General features: G+C 63.2%; 27 protein-coding genes and 1 pseudogene. 13 read left to right on the top strand and 15 right to left on the bottom strand.

Annotated elements, in window-relative coordinates:
* The first annotated feature begins 2 nt into the window (after positions 1-2).
* The 6 genes from JI749_RS10025 (at position 3) to JI749_RS10000 (ending at position 4722) form a co-directional block, all read left to right on the top strand.
* Complete coding sequence (locus JI749_RS10025) at positions 3-323, top strand: DUF6665 family protein (RefSeq protein WP_201652946.1); 321 nt, start codon at positions 3-5, stop codon at positions 321-323.
* Complete coding sequence (locus JI749_RS10020) at positions 320-955, top strand: HAD family hydrolase (protein ID WP_201652943.1); 636 nt, start codon at positions 320-322, stop codon at positions 953-955. Before JI749_RS10025 ends, JI749_RS10020 begins: the two co-directional genes overlap by 4 nt.
* 25 nt (positions 956-980) lie before the next feature.
* Positions 981-1529, top strand: coding sequence for a hypothetical protein (locus JI749_RS10015; protein WP_201652940.1), 549 nt, complete (start codon positions 981-983; stop codon positions 1527-1529).
* A 105-nt stretch (positions 1530-1634) separates the two neighbouring features.
* A complete protein-coding gene (grxD, locus tag JI749_RS10010) occupies positions 1635-1970 on the top strand; it encodes a Grx4 family monothiol glutaredoxin (protein ID WP_201652937.1) in 336 nt (111 codons plus the stop codon).
* A 150-nt stretch (positions 1971-2120) separates the two neighbouring features.
* Entirely contained in the window at positions 2121-3338 is a 1218-nt protein-coding gene (locus JI749_RS10005; protein ID WP_325166735.1) for an MFS transporter, read from the top strand.
* Positions 3339-3405: 67 nt separating this feature from the next.
* Positions 3406-4722, top strand: a complete 1317-nt coding sequence (locus JI749_RS10000; protein WP_325166734.1) for a multidrug effflux MFS transporter — start codon at positions 3406-3408, stop codon at positions 4720-4722.
* Between the two features lie 63 nt (positions 4723-4785).
* Here the strand turns inward: JI749_RS10000 and JI749_RS09995 are convergent, their stop codons facing one another.
* The 5 genes from JI749_RS09995 to ttcA all read right to left on the bottom strand — a co-directional run bounded on the left by JI749_RS09995 (position 4786) and on the right by ttcA (position 7975).
* A complete protein-coding gene (locus tag JI749_RS09995) occupies positions 4786-5406 on the bottom strand; it encodes an ATP-dependent Clp protease proteolytic subunit (protein WP_201652927.1) in 621 nt (206 codons plus the stop codon).
* A gap of 160 nt (positions 5407-5566) precedes the next feature.
* The gene (locus JI749_RS09990; protein ID WP_201652924.1) at positions 5567-5905 is read right to left on the bottom strand and encodes an SRPBCC domain-containing protein; all 339 of its coding nucleotides are present in this window, start codon (positions 5903-5905) and stop codon (positions 5567-5569) included.
* Positions 5902-6216, bottom strand: coding sequence for an ArsR/SmtB family transcription factor (locus tag JI749_RS09985; protein WP_201652922.1), 315 nt, complete (start codon positions 6214-6216; stop codon positions 5902-5904). The genes JI749_RS09990 and JI749_RS09985 overlap by 4 nt, the downstream gene beginning before the upstream one ends.
* A gap of 83 nt (positions 6217-6299) precedes the next feature.
* The gene (locus JI749_RS09980) at positions 6300-7103 is read right to left on the bottom strand and encodes an inositol monophosphatase family protein (protein ID WP_201662735.1); all 804 of its coding nucleotides are present in this window, start codon (positions 7101-7103) and stop codon (positions 6300-6302) included.
* A gap of 11 nt (positions 7104-7114) precedes the next feature.
* A complete protein-coding gene (gene ttcA / locus JI749_RS09975) occupies positions 7115-7975 on the bottom strand; it encodes a tRNA 2-thiocytidine(32) synthetase TtcA (protein ID WP_201652919.1) in 861 nt (286 codons plus the stop codon).
* Between the two features lie 167 nt (positions 7976-8142).
* Between ttcA and JI749_RS09970 the strand changes: the two genes are divergently transcribed.
* Positions 8143-9534 carry a peptide transporter gene (locus JI749_RS09970; protein ID WP_201652916.1) on the top strand — a complete coding sequence of 464 codons (1392 nt, stop codon included), beginning with the start codon at positions 8143-8145 and terminating at the stop codon, positions 9532-9534.
* A 141-nt stretch (positions 9535-9675) separates the two neighbouring features.
* Here JI749_RS09970 and rpsD read toward each other — a convergent pair whose 3' ends face one another.
* From rpsD to JI749_RS09940, 6 genes are all read right to left on the bottom strand, one after another.
* Positions 9676-10293, bottom strand: coding sequence for a 30S ribosomal protein S4 (gene rpsD / locus JI749_RS09965; RefSeq protein WP_201652913.1), 618 nt, complete (start codon positions 10291-10293; stop codon positions 9676-9678).
* A 200-nt stretch (positions 10294-10493) separates the two neighbouring features.
* Positions 10494-10796, bottom strand: coding sequence for a YciI family protein (locus JI749_RS09960; protein ID WP_201652910.1), 303 nt, complete (start codon positions 10794-10796; stop codon positions 10494-10496).
* Between the two features lie 33 nt (positions 10797-10829).
* Complete coding sequence (locus tag JI749_RS09955; RefSeq protein ID WP_201652907.1) at positions 10830-12068, bottom strand: MFS transporter; 1239 nt, start codon at positions 12066-12068, stop codon at positions 10830-10832.
* A 73-nt stretch (positions 12069-12141) separates the two neighbouring features.
* Complete coding sequence (locus JI749_RS09950; protein ID WP_201652904.1) at positions 12142-12945, bottom strand: RNA methyltransferase; 804 nt, start codon at positions 12943-12945, stop codon at positions 12142-12144.
* 57 nt (positions 12946-13002) lie between these two features.
* Complete coding sequence (locus tag JI749_RS09945; protein WP_201652900.1) at positions 13003-13599, bottom strand: GNAT family N-acetyltransferase; 597 nt, start codon at positions 13597-13599, stop codon at positions 13003-13005.
* Between the two features lie 114 nt (positions 13600-13713).
* The gene (locus JI749_RS09940) at positions 13714-14289 is read right to left on the bottom strand and encodes a GNAT family N-acetyltransferase (protein ID WP_201652897.1); all 576 of its coding nucleotides are present in this window, start codon (positions 14287-14289) and stop codon (positions 13714-13716) included.
* A 92-nt stretch (positions 14290-14381) separates the two neighbouring features.
* Between JI749_RS09940 and JI749_RS09935 the strand changes: the two genes are divergently transcribed.
* Together JI749_RS09935 and JI749_RS09930 are read left to right on the top strand one after the other, a co-directional pair.
* Complete coding sequence (locus JI749_RS09935) at positions 14382-14825, top strand: GFA family protein (protein WP_456073817.1); 444 nt, start codon at positions 14382-14384, stop codon at positions 14823-14825.
* Positions 14822-15157, top strand: a complete 336-nt coding sequence (locus JI749_RS09930) for a TfoX/Sxy family protein (protein WP_201652889.1) — start codon at positions 14822-14824, stop codon at positions 15155-15157. Before JI749_RS09935 ends, JI749_RS09930 begins: the two co-directional genes overlap by 4 nt.
* Here JI749_RS09930 and fabF read toward each other — a convergent pair whose 3' ends face one another.
* Together fabF and JI749_RS09920 are read right to left on the bottom strand one after the other, a co-directional pair.
* Positions 15158-16444: a beta-ketoacyl-ACP synthase II gene (gene fabF, locus JI749_RS09925; RefSeq protein WP_201652886.1), complete on the bottom strand. Its 1287-nt coding sequence runs from the start codon at positions 16442-16444 to the stop codon at positions 15158-15160.
* A 60-nt stretch (positions 16445-16504) separates the two neighbouring features.
* Positions 16505-16921 carry a MarR family winged helix-turn-helix transcriptional regulator gene (locus JI749_RS09920; protein WP_201652883.1) on the bottom strand — a complete coding sequence of 139 codons (417 nt, stop codon included), beginning with the start codon at positions 16919-16921 and terminating at the stop codon, positions 16505-16507.
* Between the two features lie 142 nt (positions 16922-17063).
* Between JI749_RS09920 and JI749_RS09915 the strand changes: the two genes are divergently transcribed.
* A complete protein-coding gene (locus JI749_RS09915; protein WP_201652880.1) occupies positions 17064-18275 on the top strand; it encodes an NADP-dependent isocitrate dehydrogenase in 1212 nt (403 codons plus the stop codon).
* 218 nt (positions 18276-18493) lie between these two features.
* Positions 18494-19183 (top strand): head GIN domain-containing protein, encoded by a 690-nt coding sequence (locus JI749_RS09910; protein ID WP_201652877.1) that lies wholly within the window; start codon positions 18494-18496, stop codon positions 19181-19183.
* Between the two features lie 45 nt (positions 19184-19228).
* Here the strand turns inward: JI749_RS09910 and JI749_RS09905 are convergent, their stop codons facing one another.
* Entirely contained in the window at positions 19229-20935 is a 1707-nt protein-coding gene (locus JI749_RS09905) for a vWA domain-containing protein (RefSeq protein WP_201652874.1), read from the bottom strand.
* A gap of 196 nt (positions 20936-21131) precedes the next feature.
* On the opposite strand from JI749_RS09905, the gene JI749_RS09900 reads away from it, so the two are divergent.
* Both JI749_RS09900 and JI749_RS17440 read left to right on the top strand, forming a co-directional pair.
* Positions 21132-23444, top strand: coding sequence for a putative bifunctional diguanylate cyclase/phosphodiesterase (locus tag JI749_RS09900; protein WP_201652871.1), 2313 nt, complete (start codon positions 21132-21134; stop codon positions 23442-23444).
* 45 nt (positions 23445-23489) lie between these two features.
* On the top strand, positions 23490-24149 hold the full coding sequence (locus JI749_RS17440; RefSeq protein WP_233280724.1) for a hypothetical protein: 660 nt from the start codon (positions 23490-23492) through the stop codon (positions 24147-24149).
* A 147-nt stretch (positions 24150-24296) separates the two neighbouring features.
* On the opposite strand, the pseudogene JI749_RS17645 reads toward JI749_RS17440, so the two are convergent.
* Positions 24297-24572 (bottom strand): annotated as a pseudogene (locus tag JI749_RS17645) (hypothetical protein); the annotation flags it as partial.
* Positions 24573-24817 lie beyond the last annotated feature (245 nt).

Raw genomic sequence — 24817 nt, 5'->3', positions numbered from 1 at the left:
CGATGTCGCTGCGCGACTCGCTCGACCTCATCCGGACCGTCCGGCCCGATGCCGGCACGGCGGCTATCGAGCACGAAATCCTGGCCGAGCGTGCCAGTTCGCTGGGCGCAGCCGAACAGCGCGTCATCAAGGCCATCGCCGCCTTGAAAGGTGAAAATCCAGATCGCGCGCAACGGCTCGCTGAGGCGCGACAGGTCGTTTGGGAATACTTCGTGCAGCGCGAACTGGTCGGCTTCCGCAAGCACACAGACGTGATTCAGGAACTGAACATTCCCCGCGAAGTGCTTGCCGGACTTGGGGCAATGGCCAAACCGGCTCGATGACCCGCGCGGTGCTGTTCGACGTCGATGGCGTGCTGGTGCATGGCTATCACACCAACCCCGCCCGGGTTCGAGCCTGGGACGCGACGCTGCTCGCAGACACCGGCGTCGATCCCGAACGCTTTCGCCAGGAATTCATCTTCGACATTTTCATCAAGCGGGTCATCATCGGCCAGATGTCGCTCATCGATGCTCTGGAGCGGCGACTGCCAGGTCTGGGTTACCGGGGCTCACCGATGGCCTTCGCGCAATACTGGCTGCGCAAGGACAGTGTGCTCAACGAGCCGTTGCTTGACGTGGTTCGCCAACTCAGGGCCCATGGCGAGATCAGGCTCTATATTGCCACCAACCAGGAACACCTGCGGGCCAACTGGCTGTGGAGTCATATGGGGCTGTCGGAGCTATTCGAGGACATCTTCTACGCGGCTCGCATTGGCGTTCAGAAGCCGGATCCGAAGTTCTTCGACTTCATCGAACATCGCATTGGCCCGCAATCCGAGCCTCCGCTCTTTTTCGACGACTCGCCCAAGGTCGTGGCCGGCGCGCGCAATCATGGCTGGGAGGCCATCGAGTTCGATACGGTGGAGGATTGCACCAGTCATCCCTGGATTGCGCAGCGGCTGGCAGGCGACTAAAGCTCTGCGACACGGGAGATTTTGCATGAAACGGATGATTGCGACCGGCTTCGCCATGCTTGCGCTGACTGCTACACCGGCCCTGGCGCAGGAAGCGCAGTGCTTTCAGAACGACCAGTTCTTGGTCATCGCCCAGGAACGGCTGGATGATGTGGGAGCCAACTTCATCATCCGCCCTCCGGCCAAGGGAAAAATCGCTTGTGTCTACGAGGAGCGCGATGGCGACCGGCTGCTCGGTGAACCCGGCGATCCGCTGCATTACGAGGGTTTGGCGGGTCGCTACCTGGTCCTCACCCGCTCGACCGGACCGCAGGGTGACCTGGTCATCTACGACCTCGACTCCGACCTGTTCCAACCGCTTCTGGATGTGCGCGCCCAGGACGAGGTTGTGATCGCGGACGACAGCGTTACGTTCTGGCAGCAGCAGATTCTCGGCACACCCGAAAACTGCCCCGAATATGCGGAACACCAAGGCTATGGCCTGGGCTCCATGATCTACGAAGAGCGCGTGCTCGACCTGGCTTCGGTCACTGTGTCCACCACGGGCGAAACCCGCTGCGCGGCGACGCAGTAACAATCATCGGCGCCTGGCGATGCAAACCTCGACAGCGCGCTGTTCGTGTCCTATCTAGAGGCAACCGTCACCGGGCCTTGACCCCGGCTTTCAAGAGGTTTCGCTATGACCGACATCAACGCCTTCATCGACGACAAGGTGAAGAACAACGACGTGTTCCTCTTCATGAAGGGCTCGCCGGATTTTCCGCAGTGTGGCTTTTCCGGGCAGGTCGTGCAGATCCTGAACTATCTCGGCCTCGAATATGGCAGCGCCAACGTGCTCGAGAGCGCCGAATTGCGTGAGGGCATCAAGGCCTATACCAACTGGCCGACCATCCCGCAGCTGTACGTCAAGGGTGAGTTCATCGGCGGCGCCGACATCGTGCGCGAGATGTTCCAGGCTGGTGAACTTCAGTCCCACCTGCAGAACGCCGGCATCCCGGTCAAGCAAACCGCCTGATTTCTTGCATTTTGCTTGCTTGACGCCGGGCGCTTGCCCGGCGTTTGCGTTTGAGCGCCATCACTGAATTTGATGCTGCCATCAGACAATATTGCTTTGCGTGATTGCCTTGGGGGCGTAGATAGATCATCCACCGTCCGGATGCTCCCCATGACCTCGTCCACGCTTCGCCCCGCAGTTCCCCTGCTCGTGCTGATCATCGCCGGCTGCATCATTGCCGCGATCGGCAACGGCGTACGCACCAGCTTCGGGCTGTTCACCCTGCCCATGACCGCCGATCTGGGTCTGTCGCGGGAGCAGTGGGGCATGGCCATGGCCATCCAGAACCTGGCCTGGGGTATCGCCCAGCCCTTCGCCGGCGCCTTTGCCGATCGGGTCGGCACCGGTCGCACCATCGCTGCAGGCGCGGCGCTCTACGGACTGGGTATCCTCGGCATGGCCTTTTCGCCCAATGCCGGGCTGATCACCTTGACGGCCGGCATCGTCACCGGCGTTGGTATTGCCGTCTGTTCCTTCTCGGTGGTGATGGCTGCCTTCGGCCGCTCGGTGCCGATGGAGAAGCGCTCGCTGATCTTCGGCGTCGCCACCGCTGCGTCATCCTTCGGCCAGTTCGCCTTTGCGCCGATCAGCCAGGGTTTCATCAATGCCTTCGGCTGGCAGTCGGCCCTGATCTATCTGGCCATGGCGATCCTGCTGATCATCCCGCTCAGCTACGCCTTGCGCGGACGCACCGAAAACACCACCGGCCAGGCCGACCTGCCCTTCATGCAGGCACTGGCCAAGGCATGGGGCTATGGCTCCTATCGCCTGCTGGTCATCGGCTTCTTCGTTTGCGGCTTCCACCTGGCCTTCATCAACGTCCATATGCCGGCCTACCTGGTGCAGTGTGGCCTGTCGCCGGAAGTCGGCAGCTGGACCATTGCCGTGATCGGCCTGTTCAATATCGTCGGCTCGCTGCTGGCCGGCTATCTGGGCGGCAGGCTGCCCAAGCAGATGCTGCTGGCCACCATCTATTTCTCGCGCGCCGTGGCGATCGGCCTCTTCCTGCTGATCCCGGTCAGCGAGGTGACAGCCTATGCCTTCGCTGCGGCCATGGGCCTGCTCTGGCTCTCCACCGTGCCACTGACCGCCGGCCTTGTGAGCCTGTTCTTCGGCGCCCGCTACATGGGCATGCTCTATGGCGTCGCTTTCCTCAGCCACCAGATAGGCTCGTTCACCGGGGTCTGGCTGGGTGGCTTCGTGTTTGACCAGACCGGCTCCTACAGCATCGTCTGGTATCTGGGCATCGTGCTGGGCCTGGCTTCGGCGGCGCTCCATATTCCGATCAACGAACGCGGCGCCCCGAGCTTCGCGCTCAAGCCCGCCTGACCCCACGCATCGGCAGGAAGCATCGTTTTCTGCCGATCAATGCTTGCCAAAGGCGACGTCGGGGTTCATGGTCCGCGCCATACTCCGGCGCCTGTCTCCCCTGGCGCGACTATTCCGAGATCAATTTCCAATGTCCGATCATTTCACGCGGGTTCTCTCGCGCCCCGAATTCATTGCGCTGATGGCTGCCCTGATGGCGCTCAATGCCCTTGCCATCGACGTCATGCTCCCGGCCCTGCCCTATATGGGCGAGGCCCTTGCCGTCACCAGCGAGAATGAACGTCAGTATGTCGTGTCGGCCTACATGCTCGGCATGGGCATTGCCGTGCTGGCCTTCGGCCCGCTGACCGACCGCTTCGGCCGCCGTGGCCCGCTGCTGGTGGGAATGGGCATCTATATTCTGGCCGCCATCGCCGCCATTTTTGCGCCTACGTTCGGCGTGCTTCTCGTTCTGCGCTTTATCCAGGGCGCCGGCGCGGCCAGCGTGCGCGTCATCGCCACCGCCGTGGTCCGCGACCGCTATTCGGGCCGCGAAATGGCGGAGGTCATGTCGCTCACCTTCATGGTGTTCATGGCCATCCCGATCATCGCGCCCGGCATCGGCCAGGTCATCCTCATCTTCGGCGAGTGGCACTATATCTTCCTGTTCATGGGCCTGCTTGCCGCGGCGTTCTGGGCCTGGACCTTCGTTCGCCTGCCCGAGACGCTGCCGGTCGATCAGCGCCGTCCGTTGAGCATCAAGGCGGTTCTCGATGGCTTCCGCCTGGTCTTCACCAACCGTGTCGCCATCTCCTATGGCATGGCCGGCACCTTCCTGTTCGGGGCCCTGTTCGGCTTCATCAGCTCGAGCCAGCAAATCTATGTCGACATCTACGGCCTGGGCATCTGGTTCCCGGCCGCCTTTGCCGCCATGGCCGGGTTGATGGCCATCTCGTCCTTCACCAACTCCAAGATCGTGCGTCGGCTCGGCATGCGCCGGCTGTCGCATGGCGCCATGCTGAGCTTCACCATTGTCAGCGGCATCTGGCTCGCCTTCGCGCTCAGCGGCTTCCTACCGCTCTGGCTGTTCTTCCCGCTGCTGGCGATCATCATGTTCAGCTTCGGCTGGGCCGCCTCGAACATGAACTCGCTGTCCATGGAGCCGCTTGGCGCCGTAGCCGGCACGGCCGCCGCCGTGTTCGGCTTCATCCAGACGGTCGGCGGCGCGCTGATCGGCAGCTATACCGGCCAGCATTTCAACGGCACCACGGTGCCGGCGGCAACCGGCTATGTCGTCATGGGCGTGCTGGCTCTGATCTGCATCCTCATCGCCGAAAAGGGCCGCCTGTTCGGCGTGGGCGAAAAGTATGCCCATGCCGACGCAGTGCCCGTGGGCGAACACTAAGGCTATCAGACACAAGTTTGAGCCTTCTGGGTCATTCCCGCGTCGGCGGGAATGACCCAGAGTTTATGAGGGCTCCGGCCCTATCAGCTGGGCGCGGTCACTGAAGACGTTGTCGACCAGCCCCCATGCCTGGGCCTGCTCGGCCGTCATGTAGCGGTCGCGTTCGAGGGCCGTCTCGACCTCCTCATAGGTCCGGCCGCAATGCTTGACATAGATCTCGTTGATCCGACGCTTGAGCCGAAGGCTTTCTTCGGCATGGATCAGGATATCGGTCACCTTGCCCTGGTAGCCGCCGGACGGCTGATGCACCATGATCGAGGCATTGGGCAGGGCCACGCGCTGCCCGGCTTCGCCCGCGGCAAGAATGATCGTCGCCGCCGAGGCCGCCATGCCCAGGCACAGCGTACCGACCGGCGCCCTAATGAACTGCATCGTATCGTAGATGGCCAGCGCCGACGTGACCACGCCACCGGGCGAGTTGATGTAGAGATAGATCGGCTTGCTTGGATTTTCCGCTTCGAGAAACAGCAGCTGCGCGCTCACCAGCGAGGCCATGGTGTCCTCGAACTGGCCATTGACGAAGATGATCCGCTCCCGCAGCAGGCGGGAATAAATGTCAAAACTCCGTTCGCCGCGGCTGGTCTGCTCCACGACCATAGGGACGAGCTGCATCATGTCGCGCATAGGCGACCTCCTGGTTTGAGGGTGATTTGGGTTTTCGTGCCACGTCATCCCGGCGCAGGCCGGGATCCATGTGCGCATGTTGTCCCCGGGCACCGAAGGCTGGGTAACGTCACCGTATGGATACCGGCCTATGCCGGAATGACACCGCGAATGGTAGTGTTCAGGCCGCCATCATCGTGACACCCGCCACATTGCTGTTGGCCGCCACCGGCAGCGCCACCGGCGCGTGGGTTAGCTTGAACCAGGTGCCGCCGTCAGTCGTCGGGCTCAGTTCGAACGTAAGGAGGCTATCCTCCATGCCCACGATCGCCCCCTGCCCGGCTTCGCGCCAGCGATAGGTGAGGCTCTTGTTCTCCTCCGCCGTGACCACGGACAGGTCGAGATCCTTATCGGGTTTGAGCCAGCGCTCGAGATATTCGGGGATGGTCAGCGCCCGCCAGACCTTTTCGGGCGGCGCATCGAGCGCACATTCGAATACCACCGCATCCGTATCGGTCATTGATCCATCTCCTTGAGCAAGTCCTTGAGCCCGTCGATCCGGCTCGGCCAGAACGCCCGGTAGCGCGCGAGCCATTCATGCAGCGGCGCCATGCCTTGCGCCTCGACGCGATAATTGACGAAACGGCCTTCACGCCGCTCGCTGATGAGCCCCGCGCCGCGCAACACGGCAAGATGCTGACTCATCGCCGGCTGCGAAATGGCAAAGCCCTCGCGCAACTCGGTTGCCGTCATTTCCGATGACGCCAGCCGTTCGAGCACCGCGCGGCGGGTCGGGTCGGCAAGCACTTTGAAGATATCCACGTCGTTCATGGACAACACATAAGCACAGACTTATGAGTCGTGGCAAGGGGTGGTGGAACTGTCGCCGCCGTCACTGCGAGAAATAGTATCCTCTAGAACACGAACACTTCGCGCCGCAGCTCATCCCAGGCGTCACGGTTCATCGCGACCAGCAGGCCGCCATCGACATGGCTGGGCAGGTAGGGCTGGCCATCCAGCCGCGCGGCATAGGCGCCGGCTTCCTGGGCGATCAACACCCCGGCAAGGTGGTCCCACGGCATCAGCTTGTTGTAGCAGAGGAACTGGCCATGGCCGGAAACCAGCGTGCGGTATTCGTGGCCAGCGCAGCGGAAGTTCGAGAGCAACCGAACCTTGTCGGTATTCTGCAGCACGGTTGGGCGCGACTCGCGCGGCATGTAGGCGACCGACGCCATGCCCACCATCTCGGCCAGGGGGAGCGGCGCGGCGACATGCAGGCGAACCGCTTCGCCATTGGGCCGACGCAGCCAGGCGCCGCTGCCCTTCTCGGCCATCACCCAGTCATCGCCCATTGGGTCATAGATGATGCCTGCGACCGTCTGGCCGCCCGAGACAACTGCGGCCATGCAAGCGAAGAGCGGCAGGCCGGCGGCATAGTTGGCGGTGCCGTCGATGGGATCGACGACGATGGCAAGGTCGGCGTTTGCCAGCCGGGGCAGCAGTGCCGGATCGGCCGCCATCGATTCCTCGCCGACAAAGAGCGCCTGCGGCATCCACGCGGCAACCCGGGACTTGATGACGTTTTCAGTGGCAATATCCGCCTCTGTGACGAGGTCGATGGCCTCCGTCTTCGTCTGCACCATCGAGGCATCCAGCCGGCGGAACCGTGGCAGGGATTCCTGCCGCGACGCATCGCGGAGGATATTGGCCAGAGCCATCACGTCGAAATTCAAGGTGCAGTCCTCTTGTCGAACAAGCTGGCGAAATCGAACAGCCTGGTGTCCAGCATGTGGCTGGCGTTGACGTTGCCGAGCGCGCGGATCATGACATCCTTGCGACCGGGCATACGCTTTTCGATGTCATTGAGCATCGCCTTCATGGCGTTGCGCTCGAGCCCATCCTGGCTGCCGCACAGGTCGCAGGGGATGATGGGAAAGGCCATGGCATCGGAGAAGCGCTGCAGGTCGTCCTCGGCGCAATAGATCAGCGGGCGCAGCACTTCGAGGTCGCCCTCGTCGTTGAGCAGGCGCGGCGGCATGGCGGCCAGCCGCCCGCCATGGAACATGTTCATGAAGAAGGTTTCGAGACTGTCGTCGCGATGGTGGCCGAGCACCAGAGCCGTACAGCCCTCCTCCCGCGCGATGCGGTAAAGATTGCCACGCCGTAGCCGCGAACAGAGCGAGCAATAGGTCGCCCCCACCGGCAGCTTCTGGGTCACGATCGAATAGGTGTCGCGATACTCGATCCGATGCGGAATGCCGAGGCCGGCGAGGAATTCGGGCAGGATATGCTTAGGGAAGTTGGGCTGGCCCTGGTCGAGGTTGCAGGCCACCAGTTTTACGGGCAGCATGCCGCGCCATTTGAGGTCGAGCAGCAGCGCCAGGAGGCCATAGCTGTCCTTGCCGCCGCTGAGCGCCACCAGCCACTTCTCGCCCGGCCGCACCATCGAGAACTTGTCCAGTGCCTCGCGCGTATTGCGGATCAGCCGCTTGCGGAGCTTGTTGAACTCGCCGCTGCGCGGGGCATGCGCATAGATCGGGTGCCCGCCGGTTTCGGCTTCGTCGACCGGGGTCTCCATGACCGCACTCATGGCGAAACTCTCTTTGATGTCATGGCCTAGCTGATAGCGTCCCATCGCCGGAAGGGGAAGGAAAACCGGACGACTCCAACCTTACCGAAGATTAATTTCCGTTCCTTGCTTTACTCCAAAAGCGACAGTTAGATGACCGCAGTCCCTCGGCGCCCAGGAGTCGCGCGGTGTTTCGATCCTTCTTCCCTGTTCCCAAGATATTCTTCAGCTCCGCCGTCATCTGGATGCTGCTGACGACGCTGCTGTACCAATTCGCCGGCGACCCCGTTCGCTCGGTCATCAGTATCGACCGCTTCCTCGCGCCGGCCATCTGCGCGCCGGCTGCCGTTCCGGCCGATCAGGCGACCGTGGCCGACGATGCTGTGCCTGACCCAGTCGCAGGCGCCGCCGTGACCGATCCGAACGCCCCCGCCACCACCGAAAGCGCCGCACCGCCCGCCGCCGTCGCGACCACCAACTGCGTGGCCGAAGACGCCAGCTTCCTCAATGGCGGCCGCATCTGGGAATACTGGTACATCTTCCTGTGCACCGTGGCCTTCTGCGCCTTCTGGTATGTGTACAAGCGCAACGAATGGTACTGGTGGAGTGTGGTAGGAAGCGCGGTGCTGTTCCTTGCGACATACAGCCAGGTCCAGCTTCAGGCGTTCATCAACTTCTGGCAGGGCGGCTTCTTCGACGTGCTGCAGGGCGCCTTGAGCGAGCCGGGGTCGGTGACGCCGGAGGAATACTGGCCCTATGTCATCACCCTGATGGCCGTGCTGCTGCCCAACATCATCTTCCTGGTGATGCTGGCCTTCTTCAATTCCCACTATGTGTTTCGCTGGCGTAAGGCGATGACGTCCTACTACATGCAGTATTGGGACCGCGTGCGCACCGTGGAAGGCGCTGCCCAGCGTGTGCAGGAAGACACGATGCGGTTCGCGTCCATCGTGGAAGACCTGGGCACGAGTTTTCTCGACAGCCTGCTGACACTGGTGGTGTTCCTGCCCATCCTTTGGGGGCTTTCGACCCACATCACGCAGCTTTATGGCTTCGAGGGTGTGCCTGGCAACCTAGTCTGGGTCGCGCTCGTGGTGGCTGCCTTCGGTACGGGCCTGCTGTGGCTCGTCGGCATTCGCCTTCCTGGCCTCAATTTCGAGAACCAGAAGGTCGAAGCCGCGCTCCGCAAGGAGCTCGTGTATGGCGAGGACCATGCGGACCGGGCCGATCCGCCGACCTTCCGTGAGCTCTTTGCCAATGTGCAGAAGAACTACTTCCGGCTCTATTTCCACTACACCTACTTCAACCTGGCCCGCTACGCGTATCTCCAGGTGGCCGGCTACGTGCCTCTGTTGACGCTATCGCCTTCGGTGCTGGCAGGAACGATTACCCTGGGCATCTACCAACAGGTGCAGCAGGCTTTCGGCCAGGTGGCGAGCTCGTTCCAGTTTTTCGCCCGCGCCTGGACGACGATCGTCGAGCTGCAGTCGATCTACATGCGCCTGCGGAAGTTCGAGAGCTTCATCCCGAAGGATCAGGAGCCGATCAAGGAACAGCTCGGCGACGCGGCAACGACCTAGTCGACCGCACCCATCGCATTCAAGGGGCGCTTCGGCGGCCCTTCCTTTTGCAACCGCGATCCGCGTTTCGTTGCCACCGTAGGCAAAACAAAAGGGCCGCCCAATCGGGCGGCCCTTTCCAATTCTGCGATCCGACTGCGCTTAGCGCGAGTAGAATTCGACGACCAGGTTCGGCTCCATCTGGACCGGATACGGCACATCGCTGAGGCCCGGAACGCGGACGAAGGTGGCGACCATCTTGTTGTGGTCGACTTCGACATAGTCCGGCACGTCGCGCTCACCCAGCTGGGTGGCTTCGATCAGCACGGCGAGCTGCTTGGAGCGCTCGCGCACTTCGACCTTGTCGCCAACCTTGACCTGGTAGGACGGGATGTTGACGCGCTTGCCGTTGACCAGGATGTGGCCATGCGACACGAACTGGCGCGCAGCGAACACGGTGGCGACGAACTTGGCGCGGTAGACGATGGCGTCCAGGCGCGATTCGAGCAGGCCGATCAGGTTCTCGCCGGTATCACCCTTGACGCGGGCGGCTTCGGTGTAGAGGCGCTTGAACGCCTTTTCGGTCACCGAACCATAGTAGCCCTTGAGCTTCTGCTTGGCGCGCAGCTGCAGACCGTAGTCGCTGAGCTTGCCCTTGCGGCGCTGGCCATGCTGGCCGGGGCCATAGGCACGAGCGTTGAGCGGGGACTTCGGACGGCCCCAGATGTTTTCGCCCAGGCGGCGATCGATCTTGTACTTGACTGAATGACGCTTCGACATCGCGTATCCTTCTTTGGCGCATGGCCAAGTGGCCAGCGCGGGTTGAAATGGATCGCGCCCTCCTCTGCCGCCCTTGCGGGTGGCCGACAGATCCCAATTATGTGAGGAATCCCGGGTGCGCCTATGGACCAGAGGTCCCGATAGGTAGCGGCCTCATAAAGCCATAGCCGCGCACAGTCAAGCGTGGCGGCATCGGCGCGTCACAAACCGGGCGCGCGAATGCTGGCCATCCAGGGATGGAGCCGATATTGCATGAGCCCGGAACTGACCACCGGATCGCCGGCCGCAAAGCTTTCAGCTTCGGCAACGTTGCCAGTGGTCAATATGCCCACGCCATAGACGCCATCGAGCGTCGGCCCGGCCACCATCAGGCGGCCACTCGCGGCCGCAGCCTCGAGATAGGCGCGATGCTTGCCCATGATGGCCATTTCCTCAGGGGTGGCGTCCCGCAGGAAGGTCGGGCGGGGCGGTGTCAACAAATACAGGAAGTTGGTCGGCTGCATGGCAAGGTCCGGTAAGGTCGGCGGACTATGCGGTCAGGCCATCTTTTTGTCGAGTGTCCGCTGGTCGCGCAAACCGGGGAACAGCTGGCTCCAGATAATGGCCACCGCGATCGCCCCGATGCCACCCACGGCGACGGCTGCCACCGGACCGATGAAGTGGGCAACCGTGCCGGCACGGAACTCACCCAATTCATTGGACGCGCCGATAAACACGGAATTCACGGCATTGACGCGACCGCGCACCTCCTCGGGTGTCCACAGCTGCATGATCGTCTCGCGGATGGTGACGCTGACCATGTCGGAGGCGCCTACCAGTGCCAGCGCGGGGATGGAAATCCACACGGTGGTCGAGAGCCCGAAGATGAAGGTGAACAGCCCAAACAGGCCCACGAACAGAAACAGCAGCTTGCCGGCATGGTCGCGGATCGGGAAGCGGGTCAGGAACAACGCCATGGCGATGGCGCCGATACCCGGCGCGGCGCGCAGGAGACCCAGCTCCTGCGGGCCGGCATGCAGAATGTCCTTGGTATAGACCGGCAGCAGCGCCACCGCCCCGCCCATCAACACTGCAAACATGTCGAGCGAGATGGCACCCAGCACGACCTTGTTGGAGAAAATGTAGCGGAAACCGCCGAAGATCGTCTCGAGGCTCGTCGCCTGGTGCGACTCGCGCTGCGCCGGCTTGGGGATCAGCAGGACGCAGACCACCGATATCAGGAGCAGCGCAGCCCCGGTGCCGAACGCGACCGTCGGCGAGATGCCGTAGAGCAGGCCACCGGCCGCGGGCCCCATGATCGAGGCAAACTGCCAGGCCGAGGCATTGACGGTGATGGCGTTGCTGAGCGCTTCCGGAGGCACCAGGTTGGGCGCCAGCGACTGTGCCGCGGGACCCCAGAAGGCGCGGGCCGTGCCCAGCACGATCAGGATGCCGAAAATCGGCCAGACCTCATGCGCCTGCGCATTGACCAGGGCCAGAAAACCGAGTGCACAGAGCAGTTCAACCGACAGGCAGGCCGTCATGATCATGCGGCGGTTGAAGCGGTCGGCGGTCAGCCCGGTAACCAGGATGAGCAACAGTGCCGGCAGGAACAGGCAGAGCCCCACCAGGCCCAGCAGAAACACGTTGCCCGTCACGTCATAGATCTGCCAGGCAATCGAGACCGACATGATCTGCACCGCAAAGCTGACCAGCAGGGTGGTCAGCCAGAAGAAGCGAAAACCGATATAGCTGAAGGCAAGCCGGGACGGCTCGGTGGGGGCAGCGGTGCTCATGGCTTGGTGGTGCCATGGCGCCTGCCCGCAGTCAAAGCCGAATTAGCGGCAAACCGTTCGCGCCAGCCGATTCTCAGTCGCTTTTGGCAGCTGGCTTCTGCCGGTTGGGATTGGGCCGCTCGTGGCGGCGGTCGATCGAGGAGATCACGCCCCGCAGCGTGCGGATTTCCTGGCTGGTGAATTTGCCGCGCTCAAGCATCGTGCGCAGGTTGTTGATGACGGTCGGGCGCTTGTCGGGTGCGGTGAAGAAACCCGACGCATCCAGCGTGCTTTCGAGATGACCGAATAGGCCGACAAGTTCCTCGCGCGGCGCCACCTCCGCCATCACCCCGCTGAAGGGCAGCGCCGTGCCCGAGGCGCTGTGCCGGCGCCACTCATAGGCCATCAGCAGCACCGCCTGCGCGATGTTGAGCGAGGCAAAAGCCGGTTCGACAGGCAGGGTGACGATGGTGTCGGCGAGGGCCACCTCTTCATTGAGCAGCCCCCATTTTTCGCGTCCGAACAGCAGTCCCACACACCTGCCCCCGGCAACTTGCGCGGCCATGCGTTGGGCGGCTTCGTCCGGGCCGATGACTTCCTTCTGCATGTCGCGCGGCCGCGCCGTGGTAGCGAGGACCAGCGTCAGATCTGCAATGGCATCCTCAAGTGTTTCAAACACACGGACGCGCTCGATGACATGGTCGGCGCGCGACGCAGCAGCCACGGCCTTTTCGTTCGGCCAGCCATCGCGTGGACGAACCAGCCGAAGGTCCCAGAGCCCGAAATTGGCCATGGCACGGGCCGCCGTACCAATATTTTCGCCCAACTGCGGCTCGCACAGGATCACCGCTGGCGAAGGCTGGAGCTCGATTTTGATGGAAGTGTCAGTCCCGGCCATGGCGCCCAATCCTGTACGATCAGGCGCTCATAGCCGGTTTTGCGCCCAAAGGGCAAATCAGGCGACGCGATGCCGCGGTGGCAGGTCGCGCACCTTCGCTGACCGCTGCCATTCGCGATCGAGAATGGCGAAATGCAGTTCCTCGTCCCACTCGCCCTGGAACAGGGCATGCTCGCGGTAGTGTGCTTCGAGCCGCATGCCCAACTGCTGCATCAGCTTGATCGAGTGATGGTTGCGGCCGTCGCTGCGCACAAAAAGCCGGTGGATGCGGAAATGATCGAAGGCGAGGTCGAATATGGCGCCGACTGCCTCCCGGCAAAAGCCCTGGCCCGAATAGGCCGGGTTGATGCAGAAGCGCACCTCGCCCTGTCCCGCAGTGGCGTCCGACCAGTGCAGAGAGACATGGCCGATCAGCCGCCTGTCCCCCTTGCGCACCACGGCCAAAGTCAACGTATCGCCGGGACGCTGCAGGCTGACATGGCCGCGCATGATGTTGAGCGCGCCGGCCACTTCGGCCGTGTCGCGCGTGCGGCTGAAAACGTAACGCTGCATGGAGGGAAGCACATGATAAGCCGCCAGTGCGTCCAGATCGCTCCGTTCGAACGTCCGCAAAATGAGCCGATCGGTCTCGATAGGCAGTGACAGCGATGACATGAATTGCGCTCCCTCGACCGGAACTGGTCCAGCCGCACAACGTCACCACATTGCGGAAGTTCCTGAGGCTGCTTGAAATATCGTTCCCTTCAGCCAGCCGGGAGAGGACGCGTGCTAAGCCTGTTGGGCACGCATCGCCCGCCACTCCTGCCAGAGCAGCGCATAGATGAATTCCTCATCCCACTGGCTCTTGAACAAGGCATGCTCGCGGAAGTGCGCCTCCCGCCGCATGCCAAGCCGTTCCATCAGGCGCCAGGACGCCTCATTGCGCACGTCGCAGCGCGCGGCGACGCGGTGGATGTCCCCTGGGCCGAAGGCCAGATCCAGGATGGCATTGGCGGCTTCGGTGGCATAGCCACGACCATGATATTGCGGGTCGAAAATCCAGCCCACCTCGCCTTGCCTGGCATCCACGCTGCGCCAGATCAGCGAGACCTCGCCGATCAAGGCGCTATTCTCGGCCAGTTCGACGCCCAGGATGATCTTGTCGCCCTCCGCCTCCAGCGCCACCTGGCTGGTCCGCTGCTGCACCGCCAAGGCGCATTCCTCCCGGCTGAGGGGGACGTCGAACAGATAACGCGCGACGTCCTCCCGGCGGCGATAGGCATAGACCGCGTCGACATCCCCGCGCGTGAAGGGGCGAAGCACAAGCCGTTCGGTGCGTATCGGATAGTTGGGATAAAGCGTCATGCCGCCTCCGTGAGCGCCGCACTGTCGCCAGTGTGGCGCACAAAGGCAAGCTGGCCCTTGCCGGTGTCGACATCGCGTGCCAGCCTCGCCACATGAGCAGCCCGAAGCGCCCCACTATCGCGGTCACGGCGCGATGCGCCTGCGGGCGCATCGAGATGTCCGTTCGTGGGCCGGTCATGTCGATGCTGATGTGTTCGTGCCTGGACTGCCAGCAAGCGACCGGCTCCGGACATGCCAGTGTTGCGCTGGTACCTGCCGCAGCGCTGACCCTGACAGGCCAGACCAAATCCTTCGACAGGCCAAGCGATTCGGGAGCGACCTTCACGCGACACTTCTGCCCGGATTGCGGCACACCGCTCTTTGGCCGCTCGTCGCGTGCTCCTGACATGCGCATGATCCCGGTCGGCTTTTACGCCGGGCAAAACGAGTGGTTCGCACCCAATCAATTGATCTTTGCCCGCAGCCAGCAAGCCTGGGACCTTGTGGCCGATCACCTGCCCCGGCACCAGACCTATCGGCAAGGAAACGCGCCATGAGCCTCGCATCTGAAGAACTGTCCGACCGCATTCGCGGCCTTCTGGGCGCCCGCCCGGGTATTACCGAGCAGAAAATGTTCGGCGGCCGCTGCTTCATGCTCGATGGCAACATGCTCGTGGGCCCCATGAAGGATGGCAGCCTCCTGGTTCGCGTCGGCAAGGACGGTTACGAGCACGCCCTAGCCCTGCCCGGCGCCCGGCCGATGAGCATGGGCGCCCGGACCATGTCCGGCTTCGTAGAGGTCACCGGCGACGTACTTGAGGACGACGAAGTGCTGCTCGACTGGATCGAACTGGCGCGCAGCTTCGTCGAGACCTTGCCTGCCAAATAGCTAGGCCGGAGCCTTCCCGAAGACCAGGGCCGCATTGACGCCGCCAAAGCCGAAGGAATTGGACAGCACATAATCCACGGCCTTGGCCTTGGGCTGATTGGCCACGAGATCGAAGGCGGCGGCTTCCTCCATTGGATCGACGATGTTGATCGATGCCGGCAACAGGCCCTCGCGCAGCGCCATGACGGAAATGACCGCCTCCATCGCCCCGGCGGCACCCAGCATATGGCCGGTGGCCGACTTCGTCGACGAAATGGCGAGATCCTTGCCGCGACCGGGGAAGACAGCGCCGATACCGGCCAGTTCGGCCGCGTCGCCCACCGCGGTGGAGGTGGCGTGCGCATTGACGTAGCCGATCTGATTCTGATCGATACCGGCCATCTTGATAGCGTTGCGCATGGCGACCTGGGCCCCCGCTCCATCCGGCGACCCGGCCGTCAGGTGATAGGCATCCGCGGAGGTACCATAACCGGCCAGCACGGCCAGCGGCGTCGCGCCGCGCGCCCTGGCGTGGCTGAGCTTTTCGATGACCAGCACCGCAGCGCCTTCCGACAGCACGAAGCCGTCATGGCCCTTGTCGAACGGGCGGGAAGCCTTGTCGGGAGCGTCGTTGAATGTGGTAGCGAGGGCGCGTGAAGCGCCGAACCCACCCAGCGAAATCGGATCCACCGAGCCTTCGGCGCCGCCCACCACGGCCACTTCGGCCTCCCCCGTCAGGATCAGCCGCATGCCGTCGCCGATGGCCTGGGCCGAGGCCGCGCAGGCCGTGACCGGCGTACCGATAGGACCGCGGAATTCGTGCAGGATGGACAGCCAGCCGGCGGCCAGGTTGGCGAGGAACGATGGCACGGTGAACGGCGAAAGCCGGCGCGGCCCCTTGGTCTGGATGATCTCGACCGCCTTGGCCATGACGGGCGAACCGCCGACACCCGAGCCGATGATCGTGGCGGTCGCCGCCTGATCTTCCCAAGTGGTCGGATGCCAGTTGGCCTGCGCCAATGCCTCATGCGCGGCGCCGATGGCATACTGGATGAACAGGTCCATCTTCTTTATTTCTTTCCCGTCGATGAAGTCGGCAGGATCAAAGCCTTGCGGATCGGCTGGCTTGACCGGAACGAGCCCCGCGATCGTGGCGCCAAATCCCTCGGTATCGAAGCGATCGTTCTGCACGATGCCGCTCCTGCCCGATGTCAGGCGCTCCCACATGACCGGCACCCCTACGCCAAGCGGGCTGACAACGCCCATGCCAGTGACGACGATGGGATCGGCGGGGTCGGGTTTCAGCATTCTAGCGTCCTGTGTATATGCACGGTGTGAATTGCGCTCAATTGCGGCGAGGTCATGTCGCTAGAGGCCCGACAGGTGGCGCAGGGCGGCGATGACGGTCTGAAAATCCGGATCGGCAAGGGCATCACGCAATTCGGCCTGCGAGCGCCGCCATTCGGGCACGATGGCATCGAAGGTCTTGCGCCCCTCTTCGGTAAGGGTGCCAAGTCGGCCATTGCCCCGCCCAGCCGGCGCACTGGTCACCAGTCCCTTGCGCTCGAGCAGCGCCAGGTTGCGCGACAAGGTCGTGCGGTCCATGGCCAACGCATTGGCCGTTTCGGTGATCGAGCGACCGGGATGGGCTGACAAGGCCCCCAGAATGTTGAATTGCGCCGCCGTGACGCCGAAGCCGCGCAGCCTCTGGTCGGCGCGACGGGTCACCGCGCGCGCGGCCATGCGGGTATTCAGCACCAGGCACAGGTCGAAATCGTCCGTCATGCCCTTCACCTAGTCGTGCATATGCACGGTGTCAACCGGCATGCCCCCTTGCCCTTTGCCCGCTTTGCGCTGCCGCCCGCCGATGCTATAGCCACGCCGAAGGCCAGACGGCCATTTTGCGGAATTCAGGGAGATATTTTCGATGAGCAAGATCAAAGTTGCCAACCCGGTCGTCGATCTCGACGGCGACGAGATGACCCGGATCATCTGGCAGGCGATCAAGGACAAGCTCATCCACCCCTATCTCGACCTGCCGATCGAATATTACGACCTCAGCGTGCAGAACCGCGACGCCACCAACGACCAGGTGACCGTGGATTCGGCCAATGCCATCAAGAAGCACGGCGTCGGCATCAAGTGCGCGACCATCACACCTGACGAGCAGCGCGTCGAGGAATTCGGCCTCAAGAAGATGTGGAAGTCGCCAAACGGCACCATCCGCAACATTCTGGGCGGCGTGATCTTCCGCGAGCCCATCATCTGCAAGAACGTGCCGCGCCTGGTGCCGGGCTGGACCCAGCCGATCATCGTCGGCCGCCATGCCTTCGGCGATCAGTACCGCGCCACCGATTTCACCTTCCCGGGCAAGGGCACGCTGACCATCAAGTTCACCGGCGAAGACGGCCAGGTCATCGAGCACGAAGTGTTCCAGGCCCCCGGCGCCGGCGTCGCCATGGCCATGTACAACCTGGACGACTCGATCCGCGACTTCGCCTATTCGAGCTTCAACTACGGCCTCGCCCGCGGCGTGCCGGTATATCTCAGCACCAAGAACACCATCCTCAAGGCCTATGACGGACGCTTCAAGGACATCTTCCAGGAGATCTACGAGAAGGAGTTCAAGGAACAGTTCGAGGCCAAGAAGATCTGGTACGAACACCGCCTGATCGACGACATGGTGGCCTCCGCCCTCAAGTGGTCCGGCGGCTATGTCTGGGCGTGCAAGAACTATGATGGCGACGTGCAGTCCGACATCGTCGCCCAGGGCTTCGGCTCGCTCGGCCTGATGACCTCGGTGCTGGCGACGCCCGATGGCAAGATCGTGGAAGCCGAAGCCGCGCACGGCACGGTGACCCGCCACTACCGCCAGCACCAGCAGGGCAAGGAGACCTCCACCAACTCCACCGCCTCGATCTTCGCCTGGACCCGTGGGCTCGCCCACCGCGCCAAGCTCGACAACAACGAAGCCCTGGCCAAGTTTGCCCTGACCCTCGAAAAGGTCACTGTCGACACGATCGAGGAAGGCAAGATGACCAAGGACCTCAGCCTGCTCGTCGGTCCCGACCAGCCCTGGCTCTCGACCCTGGGGTTCCTCGACGCCATCGACCAGAACCTGCAGAAGGCCATGGCATAAGCCAGCCGTTACGCATCGAACCAATCAAGGCCGGGTCGCAGCGACCCGGCCTTTTCGTTTTCGCCATGGGCACATGGATGTGACTATCAACCCCTTCGATGGCGATTTTTGCTCCAGGCGCGGGGTTGAGCCCCGTCGCGGCCTGCCCACATGCAGGGTCCAAGGGAACAACGAGGGACCATCATGCGCAGCACTCTGCGGCCGCAACTGCGGGGCTGATGATCAGCACCGCTGCCCATGCCGACAGCAAGACCTACGAGCTCACCGGCTTCGACAAGATCGACATCTCCACCGGGCTGGACGCAGTGGTGAAGCAGGGCGACAGCTTTTCGGTGACGGCGACGTCCGGGAGCGCGCAGGCGCTGGACAACCTGCAGCTCGACGTCAAGGACGGTGTCCTGGTGGCGCGGTTCGATCAGAGTTTCCTGGATTTCATAATCAGCGGCGGCCTTGTCGGCATGCTGCTCAGCAGCGGCAACGCATTGACCATCGAGGTCACCATGCCGGCGATTGCGGCGATCGACGCCAGTTCCGGCGCCGATATACGGGCCCAGGGCCTCGCCAGCGACCACTTGAGCCTCAATGCCTCCAGTGGCGCGGATATCGAGATTGGCGACGCCAGACTCGGTGCCGTGGAGATCAATGCCTCGAGCGGCGCGGATATCGATATCGCGGGTACCGCGGAATCGGTCGCAGCGGAAGCCTCCAGCGGTGCGGGTATCGACGCCGAGAGCCTGGTTGCGGCCTCTGCCACCGCCGGTGCGTCGAGCGGTGCAAGCATCTCGGTTCATGCGACAGCCAGCCTCCGGGCCGAGGCGTCCAGCGGCGGGGATGTCGATGTCAGCGGCAATCCGCCAAAGCGCGATGTCGATGCGTCAAGCGGCGGCGACGTGAACTTCGACGACTGAACAAAAAGGGCGCCCGAGGGCGCCCTTTCCAATATGCCGGCCCGGCTACTTCTTCTTGCCCGTGGGAGCCGCGGCTTCCACCGTCAACTCGAACCGCTCGCCGCCCTTGATGGTCACGGGCGTCTCGGTGACGGCGTCGCCGATCGTGGTGGCTACGATATAGTCGCCCGCCGCCAACGTGGTCTGGAACTCGGGGCCATAGCCGTAGTCGAAGGACTTGCGGTTGCCCTCAAGGTTCTTCGACACGCTCAGGATTTCGACATAGTTGTCGCCCGGGGTGGTGATGGCAATAATGCCCGCATCCATGACGATGGGCACTTCAACCCGCTCACCGGTCTTGACGGAAAACGGCACCTCGCCCTTGGCACCACCCAGCGAATAGGTCGCGACATAGTCGCCTTCCGCCAGGTCGAAGCTGACGTCGCCGCCATAGGTGTAGGCCACCGACTTGCGCTCACCTTCGAGATTGGCCTTGGCCTCCACCACTTCGATGAAGATATCCGCCTCGACAGGCGTACCGGCCACATATTCGGAAACGACATGCGCCTTGCCGGCCCCGACGATGACGTCTTCGTCGATCGTGTCACCAGCCTTGCCCTGGTAGCTGCGCGTGACCTTGGCTTCGCCAATGGACACATCGACTTCGATCGCACCGGCCGGAACGACCAGGTTCACGTCACCATAGTCGGTGGTGACGTACTCACCGGCATGGCGAATTTCTACGGTGGCATTCTCGTCGATTTCCGCACCCTCCGCCGCCTTTGGATGAAGCTTGAGGACCGTCCCGTTCAACACGAAATGCGGCTTGGCAACTTCGCCCGCGACGATCGTCACCGGTTGCTCGGCAGTGGCATAGCTGTATTCGGCGGTCATAATGTAGTCGCCGGGCTCGAGGTTGCCCTTGAAGCGGGCGTAGTAGTTCGTGTCGATCCACTCGCCCTTGCTGCCATCGGGATTGACCTTATACCACTGCCAGACCAGGTCTATTGGTCCGCCGTCTTCGATGTCCGGTCCGCCTTCCGAAAGCGACGCTGTCGGCAGGAGATTGAATTCGGGCGCGGGCGCCGGCTCAGGCTGCGGCGCAGGCTCGGGTTCGGGCGCCGGCTCCGGCTCCGGCTCCGCCTGCACTACCTGCGCCACGGTGGTCGTCAGCGCAGTGACCAGGGCAGCCCCATCATTTGCCGGTAGGTACTTACCGCCCGTATTCTCGGCGAGGCAGGCGACCTGCTGCCCCTCCTCATCGGAAAGGCCGAAGCCCAGCACGTGCGTAGTGAAATCGATGCCCTGGCTTTCCAGGTCCGATGCCAGCGCGCAGGGATCGACCTCGCAGGTCTCCAACCCGTCCGTGATCAGGATCACCGTCGCCTTCTGCTCGGTAAAGCGCAGATCTTCGGCTGCAAGGCGCACGGCATCCGATATGGGCGTCATGCCCTTGGGATTGATCTTGTCGGCGGCCTCGGCAATGGCTTGGCCAGTGCCGGTTGCCGGCTCGACCAGCATTTCGATGTCGTCGCAATTGCCCTTCTCGCGATGGCCATAGGTCATGAAGCCGAGTTCGAGGTCGTCGGGCAGTGTCGACAGCACTTCATGCAGCGTCTCGCGGGCGATCGTGATGCGTGCCTTGCCATCGATCTGGGCCCACATGGAGCCCGATCCATCCAGCACGATGATCGCGCGCTCGGCGGATACGGCCGGTAGCGCGAGGCCGAGCGCCGCGACGGCCCCCAGCACGAAATTTCGAATAATTCGCATGGTAGCCCTCCAGCAACTGCAGCCTCGTTTATCGAGGACAGCACAGCATGGTGCAATTCAAATCATGCCCACAATGACGCCCAGATGAATACTTTGTTCAGGCACACGAGTGTTTCGTCGCCAGCAATGCCGTGCCGGGAACCTGGTCTTTACCCGCCTGGGTCAATGCTATCCTCCGACCTTCGAGGGACGCTTCGTGATTCACGGCTATCGCACTGGCCTGACGGCATTGCTCATCGCAATCATGGTGGGCGTCGCTGCCATTGGCGGCTTTGCCTCGCAGGACAGGCTGTTGCAAGACGCCCGCTTCGGCCTCTCCGGCCGCACCCCGACGGGCCAGACCGCGCTGGTCGAGATCGATAGCCGCAGCCTGGCCGAAATCGGCGTCTGGCCCTGGCCCCGCCGGCTATATGCCGAGGTACTGGATCGGCTGGTCGAGATGGATGTGGCCGATGTTGCATTCGACATCGATTTTTCCAGCGCCAGCAACCCCCAGGACGATGCCCTGTTCGCAGCTGCGCTGGAGCGCGCCGGTGGTTATGCCTGGCTGGGTGCCTTCGTCCAGCGCACCACCACCGATGTGCGGGCCTCCCTGCCGCTGCTGCAGTTTCTGGCCCATGCCGAACCGGCAGCGGTCAACGTGCTGCTCGACGACCAGGGCCTCGTCCGGCAGTTTGTCGCCGGGCTGGTGCATGACGGTGGCCTGATCCCCTCGCTCGCGTCAGCGCTTTCGGGCCGGTCGGTCACGGGCACGCCGACGGTCGAAATCGACTACGGCATCGATGCCAACGCCTTTGCGCGCTTCTCCTTTAGCGACGTTCTGAACGGCAGGGTGGATCCCGCCGCGTTGCGTGACCGGAACGTGATCATCGGCGCTACGGCGGTGGAGCTGCGCGACCTGTTCCAAACGCCGCGCTTTGGCGTGATGCCAGGTCCGGTCGTACAGGCCATGGCGACCGAAACGCTGGCCCAGGACCGCGGACTGAAGAACTTTGGGCTCGTCCCGTCGGCGATCGGCCTGGCCGTGCTGGCGCTGTTCCTGGTGATGCTGCGCCGCCATCTGTCGATCTGGCCTCTGGGCGCGATGTGCCTCGCCGCGATGTTCGTTTGGGAAGGCGCGGCGATCCTTGCCTATCTCCAGTTTGCCGTCGTCATGCAGACCGCCTTGTTCCTCCTGGGCGTCCCTGCCCTCTTTGTTCTGGAACTGGCCGCGGAGGTCGGAACCGAGGTGCGCCAACGCCAGCAGGCGCAATCGCGCCTGGCCTACCTTGCCACCCACGACACGACCACCGGTACCCTGTCGCGGACCGGACTGGTCGAGTCCTTGCCGACGCTGGGCCGCAACGGCACGGTCATTCTCGTCAAGCTCCGGCGCCTCGACACCGTCCGTGGCACCCTCGGCCGCGACGTATGCGACGCCCTGCTGGCGCATGTTGGCCGACAGTTGCAGAGCATCAGTTCAGGCCTTTTGGCCTATGTGGCCCAGGATACTTTCGCAATCGGCCACCCTGGCTCCTGGGACGCCGAAGCCGTCGCGGCATTGCAGGACGACATTCTGTCCCGCGTCACCAAGCTGCAGCAGATCGGGCCCCATGTGATCATGATCGAGCTGCGACTGGCAGCCGCAACAGGGGTCAACAACCAGGAAGACCTGCTCCGGCAGGCGGAAATCGCCCTGCTTGGCGGCGACCCTATAAACCGCTTCGAAGTGGGCCAGGTCGAAGCCATCGAGCAGCGCCGGCAACTGGATATCGACCTGCGCCAGGCCATCGGTCGCGGGGAACTGCACCTCGTCTATCAACCTCAGGTTGATCTCGTCACGAGGGAAATGGTCGGGGTCGAGGCCCTCATGCGCTGGACCCACCCGACGCATGGCCCGGTGCCACCGGCCATATTCATCCCACTTGCCGAGGAAACCGGCTATATCGCGGAGCTGGGACGCTGGGCACTGGCAGCGGCCTGCCGGGACTGTGCGGCCTGGCCTTCCTCTATCCTTGTCGGTGTGAATGTGTCGCCAGCGCAGTTGCGGCTGACAGACGTCTTGGGCGATGTGGCGGAAGCGCTGAAGTCGTCCGGCCTGCCGCCCGATCGCCTGGATCTCGAGCTCACCGAGGGCACGTTTGTCGAAACGCTGGCCGAAACGCAGGACTTGATGCAGGCGCTCAGACGCATGGGCGTGCAGGTGTCGCTGGACGACTTTGGTACCGGCTATTCGGCCCTGAGCTACCTGACCACCCTGCCGCTCGACAAGATCAAGATCGACCAGAGCTTCGTCAAGCAGATCGGCACCCCGGCGGACGACGCCCTGTTGCATGGCATCATCGACCTATGCCGTCGCCTGGGCAAGAAGACCTTGGCTGAAGGCATTGAAACGGACGAGCAGGCGCGCCAGCTCGCCCAATGGGGTTGCCAGACTGGCCAGGGTTACCTCTTCGGCAAGCCCGCCGATAGTATAGTGATCACGCGCATGCTGGCGGACGACCGGCAGCCGCTGGAGAGCCGCGCCTAAGGGGCAGTTTGGGGCAAGCCTGGCAACTTGTCAGGACCCCTTGCCATGTCCCCCAGGCTTGCCATTGCCCTCGTTGCCTTGGCTGTCGGTGCCATTGCCACCACTGCCCTGACCACCATTGCCATTGTTGCCTTGGCCGCCGTTGCCATTGCCACCACTGCCCTGGCCACCGTTCCCGTTGCCGTTGTTGAGGTGGCCGCCGCTGCCGTTTCCACCGTTGCCATGGCCGCCGTTCCCGTTCCCACCGTTGCCCTGGCCACCGTTCCCGTTGCCGTTGTTGCCCTGGCCTCCGTTACCGTTTCCGCCGTTGCCCTGGCCCCCGTTGCCACCATTGCCACCGTTGCCCTGGCCCCCGTTGCCGTTGCCACCGTTGCCCTGACCACCATTGCCGTTGTTGCCGTGACCGCCATTGCCATTGCCACCGTTGCCGTTGTTGCCCTGACCACCGTTGCCATTGCCGTTGTTGCCCTGACCACCGTTGCCATTGCCGTTGTTGCCATGGCCGCCATTACCGTTGTTGCCCTGACCGTGGTTGCCGTTGTTGCCTTGACCGCCATTGCCATTGCCGCCATTGCCGTTGTTGCCTTGACCGCCGTTGCCCTGGCCATGGTTGCCATTGTCACCCGCGCCGCCTTGGCTCAAATCCGCTGGACTGACGAGTTGCCCTTCCAGCGTGACCATTGGGGCGTGCTTTCCGCCGCCTGACACGTCGAGAGCAACACTGTCGCTCACCGTTGCGCTCTGGCCGGGCGTGATGTCGGTCGCGACGCCATGGACATAATCCTGGACCTGAACAAGGCCGCGGTCGACGTCGACGCTGGACTGGGTTTCGTCCGAATGGACAGTAAATCGCGTTCCCTTGACGATCGCCGCCAAGAACGGTGTCTGGACGGAAAAGTGCTGGATCTGCAGGCGCTCGGCTTCAACCGTTACAGTGCCATAGGCCTGCATGATTGTGGTCATGCGCTCGCCCTGCTGATCGAAGATGCGAATTTCCGTCGCCCCGCTCAGCTCGATGGCTTCGGCGCCGCGGGTGAACGTCACCCGGCTGCCCTCGACGGACCGAATGCGGCTGCTGTCGCTGACGATGTCGCCGCGCTGCAGCGGCTGCCAGGAACCATCGGCCATAACGAGGACTTCGCCACGCAGCCGGTCGACCATCCAGTCGTCCGCCATCGCCAAGCCGGATAGACCGGCCCAAGTCGAAAGCACCAGTGCCACTCGTAACATTCTCAGTCGGCTCATGGCCCCCTCCATTCTGGATCAGGCACCATAGTTCGGCCGCTGTCTTGGGACGGTTAATTAGCTCTGCCACCGCGGCTTAGTTCTCCGGCGGTGGCTAACACTTTACTATTATTATGCTGAACAATCCG

Source organism: Devosia oryziradicis, assembly GCF_016698645.1.
GTDB lineage: Bacteria > Pseudomonadota > Alphaproteobacteria > Rhizobiales > Devosiaceae > Devosia > Devosia oryziradicis.
This window is presented reverse-complemented; position numbering and strand designations above follow the sequence as displayed.